This is a genomic window from Rhodanobacter sp. B2A1Ga4 (genome assembly GCF_018101315.1).
Taxonomy (GTDB): Bacteria; Pseudomonadota; Gammaproteobacteria; order Xanthomonadales; family Rhodanobacteraceae; genus Rhodanobacter; species Rhodanobacter thiooxydans_A.
The window spans coordinates 359,190-371,643 of the sequence record NZ_JADBJR010000003.1 but is presented as its reverse complement, the minus strand read 5'-3'; the positions used below and the strand labels follow the sequence as shown (position 1 = coordinate 371,643).

Below are 12,454 nucleotides of genomic sequence, written 5' to 3'. Positions count from 1 at the left end.
AAGCCCGCCCGCTTCAGGCTGCGCGGTGCAGTTCCCCCAGGTCGTGCCGGCGCGTGCCCAGCGGCGCCAGCGCCCGTACCGCGGCGGGCGAGGGCCACACCAGTTCGCGGCTGGCGCGGCCCAGCGCGGTGGCCTGCTCGCTCCAGTGGATCAGTTCCATCGCGCCGGTGTGATCCTCGACCAGCGCGGTGCAATGCTCGACCCAGTCGCCGTCGTTGAGGTAGATCACGCCGTCCAGCTCGCGCACGTGGCCGAAGTGGATGTGCCCGCAGATATGCCCGTCGAAGCCGCGTTCGCGCGCGTCGGCGGCCACGCGCTGCTCGTACGCGCGGATGTACGTCAGCGCCCTGCCGATGTGCGACTTGAGGATGATCGACAGCGGCAGATAGGGCAGCCGCAGCCGTCGCCGCAGCCTATACAGACCGCGATTGCTCCAGCAGATGAGTCGATGCATCGCCTCGCCGAGCTGCAGCATCCAGCGGCGGCCGACCTGCTCGGGATCGAATTCGTCACCGTGGCTGACCCGGTAGCGGCGACCGTCGGCGCCCATGTGCACCGCGTCCAGCGCGATGCGCACGCCACCGAAGTTCTGTCCGTGCAGTCCGCGCATCGGCGCGTCGTGGTTGCCGGGAATGTAGACCACCTCGACGCCGCGGCGCGCCAGTTCCAGCACTTCGGCGATCACCGCGCTGTGTTCGGCATGCCACCAGTGGCGTCGGGACAGCGCCTCCAGGTCGACGATGTCGCCGACCAGGTAGAGCTTCTCGCAGCGCAGCTGGCGCAGGAAGTCGAGCAGGTAGGCGGCCTTGCAGTCCGGCGTGCCCAGATGCACATCGGAGATGAAGGCGCTGCGGCAATGGAAGCTGGTCATGGCACGGTCCCCGCTGGTGGCCCGGGGCGCCAGTGTGCGATCGCCACGTCACCGTGCGATGGCGGACAGGTTGCAGCGCGGTTGCGGTGAATTTCTAGGTGCGCAGCGCGGCGTGGACTGACGGTTCGATCGCCGCCGCCCACAAGGCGTACTGCGCCGCCGAGGGATGCAGGCCGTCGTCGGCGAGCAGCTCGGGATGCTGGCGCGAGATGCCGGTGATGTCGACGAAACGGATGCCCGCGCGGCTGCTCGCGTCGCTGGCGATCGCGTTGTAGCTGTCCAGCTCGGCGGCGATCAGCCTGTGGTCGCGGCCCTGCTCCCGGGCGAAGCGGGTGACGCCCCAGTCGGGGATCGACACCACCACCACGCGCGCGGCACGTGCGCCGGCCAGCGTGATCGCGCGTGCCAGCAGGCTGGTGAACTCGTTGCGGTAGTCGTCGGCCGGGCGGCCGCGGTACTGGTTGTTCACACCGATCTGCAGCGTCACCAGGTCGTACGGCGGCGCCAGCGGCGCGGCGTCCATGCCCTGTGCCAGTTCGTCGGTGGTCCAGCCGGTGACGGCGACGATCTGCGGCTCGTCGATCGGCGTGCCGGCCTGGCGCAGGCGCTGCGCCAGCACGGCCGGCCAGCGCTCGTGCGCGGCCACCGCCTCGCCGATGGTGTAGGAGTCGCCCAGGGCGAGCCAGCTCGGCACGGCTTGGCTCAGGCTACTGCAGTGGCGGATGGCGACTGCTCGCGTGCCATCCGCGCCAGTACCCGCTCGATCCGCACGAACACCTCGCGCAGTTGCGCCGGCGGCGGCAGCAGGGTCAGCCGGAAGTGACGGCTGCGCGGCACGTTGAAGCTGCTGCCGGGCACCACCAGCACCGATTCCTCCTCCAGCAGGCGCAACGCGAAGGCCTCGTCGTCGAAGCTGGCGAGGCGGTCGGCCCGCACCTGCGGGAACGCGTACAGCGCGCCATCCGGGACCACCAGTTCCAGGTAGTCGCTGGCGGCGACGCCTTCCAGCACGACCCGGCGCGCCTCGTGCAGGCGTCCGCCGGGGGCGGTCAGTGCGCCGATCGTCGGCGCATCCTGCAGCGCCGGCAGCACCGCCCACTGCGCGGTGACGTTCGCGCACAGGCGCAACGCGGCCAGCAGCTGCAGCGCATCGCGATAGGCCGCGCTGCGCGCGGGGTCGCCGGACAGGCTCACCCAGCCGATCCGGTAACCGCAGGCGCGATGCACCTTGGACAGGCCGCCGAAGCTGAGGCAGGGCACCTCGCCGGCCACGTCGGCCAGCGGCTGGAAGCTGGCGCCGTCGTACAGGATCTCGTCGTAGATCTCGTCGGACAGCAACAGCAGGCGGTGCCTTGCCGCGATCGTCACCAGCCGTTCCAGCAGCGCGCGCGGATAGACCGCGCCGGTGGGGTTGTTCGGGTTGATCAGCACCAGCGCGCGGGTGCGCGGGGTGATCAGCGCCTCGATCTCGTCGGGGTCGGGCAGGTGGCCGTGGCGGGCGAGGCAGCGGTAGTAGCGTGGCTGGCCGCCGTTGAGGATGGTGGCGGCGCTCCACAACGGGTAGTCGGGGCTGGGCAGCAGCACCTCGTCGCCGGCCTGCAGCAAGGCGCGCAGCGACAGGTCGATCAGCTCGCTGACGCCGTTGCCGATGAAGATGCGCTCGGCATCGACGCCCCGGGCACCGCGCGCGCGCTGCTGTGCGGCGATCGCCTCGCGGGCGAGTTCCAGGCCCTGTTCGTGGCCGTAGGCCTCGCTCTCGTGCAGGTGGCCGGCGATCGCCTCGCGCAGGTGTGCCGGCACTGCGAAACCGTAGCGGCCGGGATTGCCGATGTTGAGCTTGATGATGTCGAGGCCGGCAGCCTCCAGCTCGCGTGCGCGTCGGGTCAGCGCGCCGCGGATTTCGTAGCGCACGTCCGCCAGGTGCGCACTGGGTGTGATCGAGGCCAACGCCGGTGTCCTTTGCATGTTGGAGGTGAGATCGACAGGCGGCCACGCCGCCGGTGGCTTGATCCTAGCAGCGTGGTGCAGTGCAGCGCGAGCACCATTTGGGCCGCTTCCCGGTTCATCGTCGGGCAATCTCCGGGCAGGGCATAATCGCCGCACCGTGCTGACCGATCTTCCCCATGAGTGATCCCGAAACGATCGAACGCCTGCGCCGCATCGGCTGGCGCGGCGATGCGCTGCCCGGCGCCGGCCTGCGTCTGGCACGGGTAGTGGCCCAGCACCGCGCCGGCTACGAGCTGCACGACGGCGAAACACTGTTCGGCGCGCAGCCGGACGGGCGTTTCCTCAAGCGCGGCCTTGACCCTGCCGCGCGGCCGGTGGTCGGCGACTTCGTCGAGGTCGCAACCGGCCACCCCCCACATATCGTCAACGTGCTGCCACGGCGCACCGTGCTGTCGCGCGCGGCCGCCGGCGAGCGCTACGAGCGCCAGCTGATCGCCACCAACATCGACTACGTGCTGGTGCTGACCGGACTGGATGGCGACTTCAACCCGGCGCGGATCGAGCGCTATCTGTCGCTGACCGAGGATTCCGGCGCACGGCCGGTGGTGCTGCTGAGCAAGCTGGATACACGCGAGGACGCTGCGGCGCAGCTCGACGCCTTGCGCGCACGATTGCCCGCGGGCACGCCGATCCATGCGCTGAACGGCAAGGACCCGGCCAGCGTGGCGTCCCTGGCGGCCTACCTGCAGCCGGGCGACAGTGCGGTGCTGGTCGGCTCTTCCGGCGCCGGCAAATCCACGCTGACCAACACCCTGCTCGGCACGGCGCGCATGGCCACCGCCGAAGTGCGCAGTCATGACAGCCGCGGCCGCCACACCACCACCCATCGCGCCCTGCTGCAGCTGCCCTCGGGCGGCTGTCTGATCGACACCCCCGGCATGCGCGAGCTGAAGCTGACCGGGGAGGAGAACCTGGACCTGTTCGCCGACATCGAGGTGCTGGCCGAGCAATGCCGTTTCGCCGACTGCGGCCACGGCAGCGAGCCCGGTTGCGCGGTGCAGGTGGCGCTGGACAGCGGCGAGCTGGCGCCCGGGCGCTGGCGCAATTTCCTCAAGCTGCACGACGAGCGCGAGGAGCAGGCGGCGACGCTGGAGGCGCGCCTGCGCCGCCAACGGGGCGGCCGGCCGATCGCACGGCCGCACGGCCATCGCGGGCAGCGCGAGCGGGAGTGAGCCGGCTCGCGGACGACGCGCACCAAAGCATCTAGTATCGCGGCATTGTCGTAGCGGAGCGCAGGCATGCGTCGGTTGTCTTTCTCCTATCCCGGTCAGCGTGCGGGCACCGCTTCGTCACGCGGAGCCGGGAGATGAATATGCCGGACGGCAGCATCGCGCCCGAGCTGCGGCACTACGCCGCACTCGACCAGCGCCTGCTGGCGGCGGTGCGTGGCATCCGCATCCTGCCCACGGTGGCGTGGCCGGCGTCGCTGGAAAGCCGCATGATCGAGGCCTACGACAAGGGCCGCTTCGCCTTGCCGGAGGTGAGCTACACGCGGCCGGACCTGTCCGCGGCGCGCGCCGAGCTGGCGGCGATCGAGGCAGCCGTGGGCGAGGGTGCGCAGGTCGACCCGCTGGGCGACTATCTGCGCCGCACCGCCGAATCCTGGCGCATCGCCGCCGAGATGCTGGAGTCGGTCGGCAGCGCCGGCGTCACTGCGCCGTCGATCGCGCTGTATGGACGGCCGGACGACATCATCCCCGGCAGCCAGCGCAGCAACCTCGATGCGGCGCGCTACTTCGTCGAGCTGTCCGACGAACTGGGCGCGGACCTGCTGGCCGACGACAGCTGCGTGGACGTGCCGGCCGACGTGCTGCGCGGCGACCTGGCCGCCACCCTGGACGACTTCTTCGGCGCCGGTACCATCAATGTCGAGGTCGATCCCGAGCTGACCGCGAAGGCGGCCGCCGGCGCCACCCGCATCCGCCTGCGCGGCGGTGCCAGCTTCAGCGAATACGACCGTCACCAGCTGCTGGCGCACGAGGCGTTCGTGCATTCGCTGACCGCACTGAACGGCCGCCGGCAACCGCTGCTGGCCTCGCTGGCGCGCACTTCTCCGCGGGTCACCGCCACCCAGGAAGGTCTGGCGGTGTTCGCCGAGCTGATGTCCGGCGCGATCGACATCACCCGGCTCAAGCGCATCAGCCTGCGCATCCTGGCGATCGACATGGCGCTGGGCGGCGCCGACTTCGTCGAGGTGTTCAAGTACTTCAGCGCCTGCGGCCAGAGCACGGCGGACAGTTTCCACTCGGCCCAGCGCGTGTTCCGCGGCGTGCCGCTGGGTGGCGGTGCGGCATTCGCCAAGGACAATGTGTACCTCTCCGGCCTGCTCACCGTGCACACGTTTTTCCGCTGGGCGCTGAAGAAACGCCGGATGGACCTGCTGCGCCACCTGTTCGCCGGCAAGCTGACCCTGCATGACGTGATCGCGCTGCAGCCGCACTTCGCCTCCGGCGCGATCCTGCCGCCGCACTGGCTGCCGCCGTGGATGCAGCATGTGCACGGACTGGCCGGCAAGCTGGCGTTCTCGGTCTTCATCAACGGCATCCACATGAACCGGGTGCAGGGCGACGAACTGCTGGCGAGTGTCTAGGGCCGCCGTTCCGGGCCGGCGCAGGCCGCCCCGGTGCTAACATCACGGGATGTCGTCCGCTACGGCCGACGACTTCCCTTCATCGACCAAATGCACCTCATGAGCCTCCCCGAAGAACTGCGCCTTGCTGCCCTCGAGTACCACCGCCTGCCGCGCCCCGGCAAGATCAAGGTCACCCCGACCACCTCGCTGCTGACCCAGCGCGACCTGTCGCTGGCCTATTCGCCCGGCGTCGCCGCGGCCTGCGACGCGATCGTCGAGGATCCGACCACGGCGGCCGAATACACCGCGCGTTCCAACCTGGTCGCGGTGATCACCAACGGCACCGCTGTGCTGGGCCTGGGCAACATCGGGCCGCTGGCGGCCAAGCCGGTGATGGAAGGCAAGGGCGTGCTGTTCCAGAAGTTCGCCGGCATCGACGTGTTCGACATCGAGATCGCCGAGAACGACCCGGACAAGCTGGTCGACATCATCGCCAGCCTGGAGCCGACCTTCGGCGGCATCAACCTGGAGGACATCAAGGCGCCCGAGTGTTTCATCGTCGAGCGCAAGCTGCGCGAGCGGATGAAGATCCCGGTATTCCACGACGACCAGCACGGCACCTCGATCATCGTCGGTGCGGCGCTGCTCAACGCGCTGATCGTGGTCGGCAAGAAGATCGGGGACATCCGCGTGGCCACCACCGGCGCCGGCGCGGCGGGCATCTCCTGCCTGGACATGCTGGTGGCGCTGGGCGTGAAGCCCGAGCACATCCTGGCGTTCGACCGCCATGGCGTGATCCACACCGAACGCACCGACCTGGACCCCGACAAGCAGCGCTACGCGCGCGACACGAAGGCGCGCACGCTGGCCGAGATCGTCGAGGGCGCGGACGTGTTCCTCGGCCTGTCCGCCGGCGGCATCCTGAAGCCGGAGATGGTCGCCACCATGGCCGCGCGGCCGATCATCTTCGCGCTGGCCAACCCGAACCCGGAGATCACCCCGGAAGAGGCCAAGGCGGTGCGGCCGGACTGCATCATGGCCACCGGCCGCTCGGACTACCCGAACCAGGTCAACAACGCGCTGTGCTTCCCCTACCTGTTCCGCGGCGCGCTGGACGTGGGCGCCACGGTGATCAACGAGCCGATGAAGATCGCCTGCGTCAAGGCGATCGCCGCGCTGGCGCGGCGCGAGTCGTCCGATGTCAGCGCGCGCGCCTATGGCGGCAAGCCGCCCAGCTTCGGCGCGGACTACCTGATCCCGCAGCCGTTCGACCCGCGCCTGCTGATCCAGCTGCCGCCGGCGGTGGCGCGGGCGGCGATGGAGTCGGGCGTGGCGACGCGGCCGATCGCGGATTTCGCCGCGTACAACGACCAGCTGACCAGCTTCGTGTTCCGCACCGGGCTGCTGATGAAGCCGGTGTTCGAGCGGGCCAAGTCCGCACCGTGCCGGCTGGTCTACGCCGAGGGTGAGGAAGAGACCGTGCTGCGCGCGGTGCAGGTGGTGGTCGACGAAGGCCTGGTGCGGCCCATCCTGATCGGCCGTCCGGAAGTGATCGAGAAGCGCATCAAGCGCGCCGGCCTGCGCATCCGTCCGGGCGTGGACATCGAGATCTGCAACATCAACTCCGACCCGCGCTTCGACGACTACTGGCGGCACTACCACCGGCTGATGGAACGCCGCGGGGTGACCCCGTCGATGGCCAAGGCGGTGGTGCGTTCGCGTCCCACCGCGATCGCCGCGCTGATGGTCGAGCGTGGCGAGGCGGACGCGATGATCTGCGGCCTGGTCGGGCAGTACCAGGGCAAGCTGCGCTACATCCGCGACATCATCGGGCTGGATGCCGGCGTGGTCGAACCGTCGGCGATGGCCGCGGTGTCCACCGACAAGGGCACCTTCTTCTACCTCGACACCCACGTGCAGGACGATCCCTGCCCGGAACAGATCGCCGAGGCGACCCTGCAGGCGGCGATCCGGCTGAAGCTGTTCGGCATCGTGCCGAAGATCGCGCTGCTGTCCGGCGGCAACTTCGGCAGCCGCGACACCTGCGGTGCCAAGAAGATGCGCAAGGCGCTGGAACTGATCCGCGCCCGCGCGCCGCGGCTGGAGGTGGAGGGCGAGATGCAGGCCGACGTGGCGCTGGTGCCCTCGCTGCGCGAGAAGCTGTTCCCCAACTCGCGGCTGGAGGGCAAGGCGAACGTGTTCGTGTTCCCCAACCTGGACGCGGCCAACATCGCCTACAACATGACCCGCATGCTCTCCGACGGCGTGGTGATCGGGCCGATCCTGATGGGCGTGGCCAAGCCGGCGCACATCCTGATGCCGCAATCGACCGTGCGCCGGGTGGTGAACATGAGCGCGGTGGCCTGCGTCGAGGCGCAGATCCGCGCGCAGAACCGCCAGTCCGGCTGAGCGTTCCGGCCACCCGCGCCGGGGTGGCCGATCCGGCGCCGGCAACCCGCTTGCCGTGCGCCGCCGCATGGAGCCTGCATTGGCGGCCCTCCGGGCCAGCGGCTAGACTTGGACAATGATCCCGCCGTCATCCCCCGGCGGCGGGGTATCCCCCTCAAAGCATGGGCGCTGCAACGGCGCTGCGGAGAATCTTCATGGATCAGCTCGACGACATCCTCAACCAGGACATCGACCCTACTGAAACCCGGGAGTGGATCGACTCGCTCGACGCGGTGATCCATCACGACGGCACCGAGCGCGCGCATTTCCTGCTGGAGCAGATGGTCGACACCACCCGCCGCTCGGGTGGCCACCTGCCGTTCGATCCCACCACCGCCTACGTCAACACCATCGCGCCGGCGAACGAGGCGAAGAGCCCGGGCGACGCGGCGATGGAGTGGCGCATCCGCTCGCTGATCCGCTGGAACGCGATGGCGATGGTGGTGCGCACCAACCGCAAGCCCGGTTCGCTGGGTGGCCACATCGCCAGCTTCGCCTCCAGCGCCACGCTCTACGACGTGGGCTTCAACCACTTCTGGCGCGCGCCCAGCGCGGAGCACCCCGGCGACCTGATCGGCTACCAGGGCCACATCAGCCCCGGCATCTACGCGCGCTCCTTCATCGAGGGCCGCATCAGCGAAGACCGGCTCGACCTGTTCCGCGCCGACGTGATCGGCGGCGAGCGCTCGCTCACCTCCTACCCGCACCCGTGGCTGATGCCCGACTACTGGCAGATGCCCACGGTGTCGATGGGCCTGGGCCCGATCCAGGCGATCTACCAGGCGCAGTTCTTCCGCTACCTGGAAAACCGCGGCCTGATTCCCAAGTCCGACCGCAAGGTGTGGTGCTTCCTCGGCGACGGCGAGGTGGACGAGCCCGAGTCGCTGGGCGCCATCGCGCTGGCTGGCCGCGAGGGGCTGGACAACCTGATCTTCGTGATCAACTGCAACCTGCAGCGCCTGGACGGCCCGGTGCGCGGCAACGGCAAGATCATCCAGGAACTCGAGGGCGTGTTCCGCGGCGCCGGCTGGAACGCGATCAAGGTGATCTGGGGCAGCTACTGGGATCCGCTGCTGGCGCGCGACAAGGACGGCATCCTGCGCAAGCTGATGATGGAAACCGTCGACGGCGAGTACCAGGCGTGCAAGGCGTTCGGCGGCGCGTACACGCGCGAGCACTTCTTCGGCAAGTACCCGCAGACGCGCGAGATGGTCGCCAACCTCAGCGACGACGACATCTGGCGCCTCAACCGCGGCGGTCACGACCCGCACAAGGTCTACGCCGCCTACCACGCCGCGGTGAACACCAAGGGCATGCCCACGGTGATCCTGGCCAAGACGGTGAAGGGTTACGGCATGGGCATCGGCTCGGGCGAGGCGGAGAACCCCACCCACCAGCAGAAGAAGATGACCGGCGATGCGGTGCGCCATTTCCGCGACCGCTTCCAGATCCCGATCAGCGACGACAAGCTCGACAGCGTGCCCTACTACCACCCCGGTGCGAATTCGCCCGAGGTGGAATACATGCAGGAGCGCCGCCGCGCGCTGGGCGGCTTCCTGCCGCAGCGCCGCCGCCGCACCGACGTGCCGTGCAAGGCGCCGGAGCTGTCTGCCTTCGCGCAGATCACCGCCGGCACCGGCGAGCGCGAGATCTCCAACACCATGGCGCTGGTTCGCGGCATGAACCTCTTGCTGCGCGACAAGCAGCTCGGCCCGCGCGTGGTGCCGATCGTGGCCGACGAGGCACGCACCTTCGGCATGGAGGGCATGTTCCGCCAGATCGGCATCTACGCGCCGTTCGGCCAGAAGTACCGCCCGCAGGACGCCGACCAGCTGCTGTACTACCGCGAGGCGCAGGACGGCCAGGTGCTGCAGGAAGGCATTTCCGAGGCCGGCGGCGTGTCGGCGTGGATCGCCGCGGCCACCAGCTACTCGGTGTCCAACCAGCCGATGCTGCCGTTCTTCATTTACTACTCGTTCTTCGGCTTCCGCCGCGTGGGCGACCTGATCTGGGCCGCCGGCGACCAGCGCGCGCGCGGCTTCCTGATCGGCGCCACCGCCGGTGCCAGCTTCCCGGGCGAAGGCCTGCAGCACTCCGACTGCGCCTCGCAGCTGATGGCCGGCACCGTACCCAACTGCCGCGCCTACGACCCCACCTTCTCCTACGAGGTGGCGGTGCTGCTGCATCGCGGCGTGCAGGAGATGTACGAGGAGCAGCAGGACGTCTTCTACTACATCACCACCACCAACGAGAACTACACCCACCCGGACATGCCCGAGGACTGCTACGACGGCATCGTCAAGGGCATGTACCTGTTCCGGGATTCGGGAGCCGGCGCCGCCAAGGGCAAGGGCAAGAACGGCGCGCCGCGCGTGCAGTTGATGGCCGCGGGCGGTTCCGTGCTCGAGGCGGTCGCCGCCGCCGAGCTGCTGGATGCCGACTTCGGCGTGAAGGCCGACGTGTGGTCCTGCCCCAGCTTCAGCGAACTGTCGCGCGACGGCTTCGACTGCGAACGCTGGAATCGCCTGCACCCGGAAGCCAAGGCACCGCGCGTGCCGCACGTGGCGCAGTGCCTGGCCGACCATGACGGCCCGGTGATCGCCGCCAGCGAGTACGTGCGCGGCGTGGTCGATCAGGTGCGTGCGTTCGTGCCCGACGGGCGCTCCTTCACCGCGCTGGGTGCCGACGGCTACGGCCGCTCGGACACCCGCGAGCACCTGCGCGAGTTCTTCGAGATCAGCCGCTACTGGATTGCCCATGCCGCGCTGGCTGCGCTGGCGAAGGAAGGCAAGGTCAACGCCAAGGATGTGGCGCGCGCGATCCGCGAGTACAAGCTCGACCCGGACAAGCCGAACCCGCTGACCGTGTGAGCGATCGGGGCTCGGCGTCAAGGTCAGGGAAAGCCGCCGCGAGGCGGCTTTCCTTTGCGGCTATTCCGACAGCGCGTGCTGGATCGCTTCCAGCCCGTGGCCGCGCGTCTCGATGCCGCTGCGCGCCAGCAGCCAGGCGGCGGCGATCATCGGCAGCGCGATCAGCAACGCGGACAGCATGAAGTGCTCGAACAGGCCGGCCACGCCGATCAGCGCGCCGAGGATGCCGCCGAACTTCGAGCCGCCGGCGATCAGCCCCGCGCCGGTGCTGCGCAGGTGCACCGGGTAGATCTCCGCCGCGTACGGGATCAGCGTGGCGATCACGCCGCTGATGCTCAGCAGCAGGGCCACCGTGCCGGCGATGGTCAGCGTCGTCGAGCGCAGGTTGGCCAGCGCGATCGCGAAGAAGAACAGCAGCGACAGCGCGGTCAGTCCGATGAACAGCACCAGGGTGCGGATGCTGCTCCAGCGCTGGTAGAACCACACCACCAGGACGATGCCGGGCAGCGCCAGGATCGCCGAGCGCGCCAGCAGCGCGGCGCTGGCCTGCGCGTCGATGCCCAGGCTGACCAGGTTGGCCGGCAGCCACAGCAGGAAGCCGAAATTGGCCAGCCCCCAGGCCACCGCGCACACCATCAGCCCCCAGCTGATCGCCGCATGCCTTCCGCGCAGCAGCTGGCGCATGCCGACGCGGGCGGAGGCATGCGGATCGGTCCGCACCGCTTCGCCCGCGGGGTGGACCGGCGGAACCGCCGGTGCCGTCGTGCCCGAGAACCGCTGCAGCACCGCGCGCGCCTGATCCTCCAGGCCGGCCAGCGCGAGGAAGCGCGGCGATTCGGGAATGTAATGGTTGAGCAGGATGATCAGCGCGCCGGTGGGCAGGTTGAGCAGCCACAGCGCGCGCCAGCCGAAGTCGGGTTCGACCAGGGTCGCGGCGCCGGAGGCGAGCAGGTAGCCGGCCGAGGTGCCGACGCCGCCCAGCGCCACCAGCAGCCAGCCGCGGTGCCGGGTCGGGATGGTCTCCGCCATCAGGGTGAAGGTGATCGGCAGCATGCCGCCGGCGGCGGCGCCCATCATGAAGCACATCACCAGGTTCCAGCCGAACGCCGGCATCGCGCCGCAGATCGAGGTGCCCATGAACATCAGCGCCGACAGCAGGATCGTCGCGCGGCGGCCGAACAGGTCGCCGAGGCGACCCCACACCACCGAGCCGATCACGGTGCCGGTCAGCGCCGACAGCGCCAGCAGGCCGGCGGTGGAGGCGCCGATACCGTATTCCGTCGAGACGCCCGGCATCACGAAACCGATCGTGGCCGGCTTCATCACGTCCACCGCCAGCGCGATGGTCAGCACGGTCACCAGCTTCCAGTGCTCGCGGTTGAGCGGCACGTGGTCGGCGGCGTGGAACGGCAGCGGGTCGCGGTCGGGATGCAGCGTGCGGCGCATCTGTTCCAGCCGCGGCATCAGGCCGTAACCGGCAAGCAGTACGCCAAGCGGCACCAATGCCATGCCGACGAGCATGGCGTTGTCCATCGGCATGCCGGCGAGCTGGTAATGCATCGGCGCGGCCATCGCCAGCATCGGCAGGTGCGCCAGCACGCCGGCGACCACCGCAGCGCAGCCGAGCCAGAACGCCGCGGGGTGGTGGAAGGTGAGATCTTTCGAGCGCATGGATCGGCCGGATGG

8 protein-coding genes are annotated in these 12,454 nt (G+C 69.6%); 4 read left to right on the top strand and 4 right to left on the bottom strand.

Features of this window, described 5'->3' with window-relative positions; translation table 11 throughout:
- Nucleotides 1–13: 13 nt before the first annotated feature.
- The 3 genes from IMW82_RS12575 to IMW82_RS12565 form a co-directional block, all read right to left on the bottom strand.
- Nucleotides 14–871, bottom strand: a complete 858-nt coding sequence (locus IMW82_RS12575; protein WP_211004684.1) for a UDP-2,3-diacylglucosamine diphosphatase — start codon at nucleotides 869–871, stop codon at nucleotides 14–16.
- A 94-nt stretch (nucleotides 872–965) separates the two neighbouring features.
- Entirely contained in the window at nucleotides 966–1,565 is a 600-nt protein-coding gene (locus tag IMW82_RS12570) for a GDSL-type esterase/lipase family protein (RefSeq protein WP_211004683.1), read from the bottom strand.
- 8 nt (nucleotides 1,566–1,573) lie between these two features.
- Nucleotides 1,574–2,818 (bottom strand): aminotransferase class I/II-fold pyridoxal phosphate-dependent enzyme, encoded by a 1,245-nt coding sequence (locus tag IMW82_RS12565; RefSeq protein WP_211004682.1) that lies wholly within the window; start codon nucleotides 2,816–2,818, stop codon nucleotides 1,574–1,576.
- A 176-nt stretch (nucleotides 2,819–2,994) separates the two neighbouring features.
- Between IMW82_RS12565 and rsgA the strand changes: the two genes are divergently transcribed.
- The 4 genes from rsgA to aceE all read left to right on the top strand — a co-directional run bounded on the left by rsgA (nucleotide 2,995) and on the right by aceE (nucleotide 10,768).
- Complete coding sequence (gene rsgA, locus IMW82_RS12560) at nucleotides 2,995–4,050, top strand: ribosome small subunit-dependent GTPase A (RefSeq protein WP_211004681.1); 1,056 nt, start codon at nucleotides 2,995–2,997, stop codon at nucleotides 4,048–4,050.
- Between the two features lie 134 nt (nucleotides 4,051–4,184).
- Complete coding sequence (locus tag IMW82_RS12555) at nucleotides 4,185–5,468, top strand: flavohemoglobin expression-modulating QEGLA motif protein (protein ID WP_211004680.1); 1,284 nt, start codon at nucleotides 4,185–4,187, stop codon at nucleotides 5,466–5,468.
- Nucleotides 5,469–5,567: 99 nt separating this feature from the next.
- Nucleotides 5,568–7,859 carry an NADP-dependent malic enzyme gene (locus tag IMW82_RS12550; RefSeq protein WP_211004679.1) on the top strand — a complete coding sequence of 764 codons (2,292 nt, stop codon included), beginning with the start codon at nucleotides 5,568–5,570 and terminating at the stop codon, nucleotides 7,857–7,859.
- A 194-nt stretch (nucleotides 7,860–8,053) separates the two neighbouring features.
- Nucleotides 8,054–10,768 carry a pyruvate dehydrogenase (acetyl-transferring), homodimeric type gene (gene aceE / locus IMW82_RS12545; RefSeq protein ID WP_211004678.1) on the top strand — a complete coding sequence of 905 codons (2,715 nt, stop codon included), beginning with the start codon at nucleotides 8,054–8,056 and terminating at the stop codon, nucleotides 10,766–10,768.
- Between the two features lie 60 nt (nucleotides 10,769–10,828).
- On the opposite strand, the gene IMW82_RS12540 is transcribed toward aceE, so the two are convergent.
- Nucleotides 10,829–12,439 (bottom strand): MFS transporter, encoded by a 1,611-nt coding sequence (locus tag IMW82_RS12540; RefSeq protein ID WP_211004677.1) that lies wholly within the window; start codon nucleotides 12,437–12,439, stop codon nucleotides 10,829–10,831.
- Between the last annotated feature and the right edge of the window lie 15 nt (nucleotides 12,440–12,454).

Coding starts and splice junctions, on each gene's coding strand:
- IMW82_RS12555 (WP_211004680.1), top strand. CDS start 4,185: ATGAATATGCCGGACGGCAGCATCGCGCCCGAGCTGCGGCACTACGCC.
- aceE (WP_211004678.1), top strand. CDS start 8,054: ATGGATCAGCTCGACGACATCCTCAACCAGGACATCGACCCTACTGAA.
- rsgA (WP_211004681.1), top strand. CDS start 2,995: ATGAGTGATCCCGAAACGATCGAACGCCTGCGCCGCATCGGCTGGCGC.
- IMW82_RS12550 (WP_211004679.1), top strand. CDS start 5,568: ATGAGCCTCCCCGAAGAACTGCGCCTTGCTGCCCTCGAGTACCACCGC.
- IMW82_RS12575 (WP_211004684.1), bottom strand. CDS start 871: ATGACCAGCTTCCATTGCCGCAGCGCCTTCATCTCCGATGTGCATCTG.
- IMW82_RS12540 (WP_211004677.1), bottom strand. CDS start 12,439: ATGCGCTCGAAAGATCTCACCTTCCACCACCCCGCGGCGTTCTGGCTC.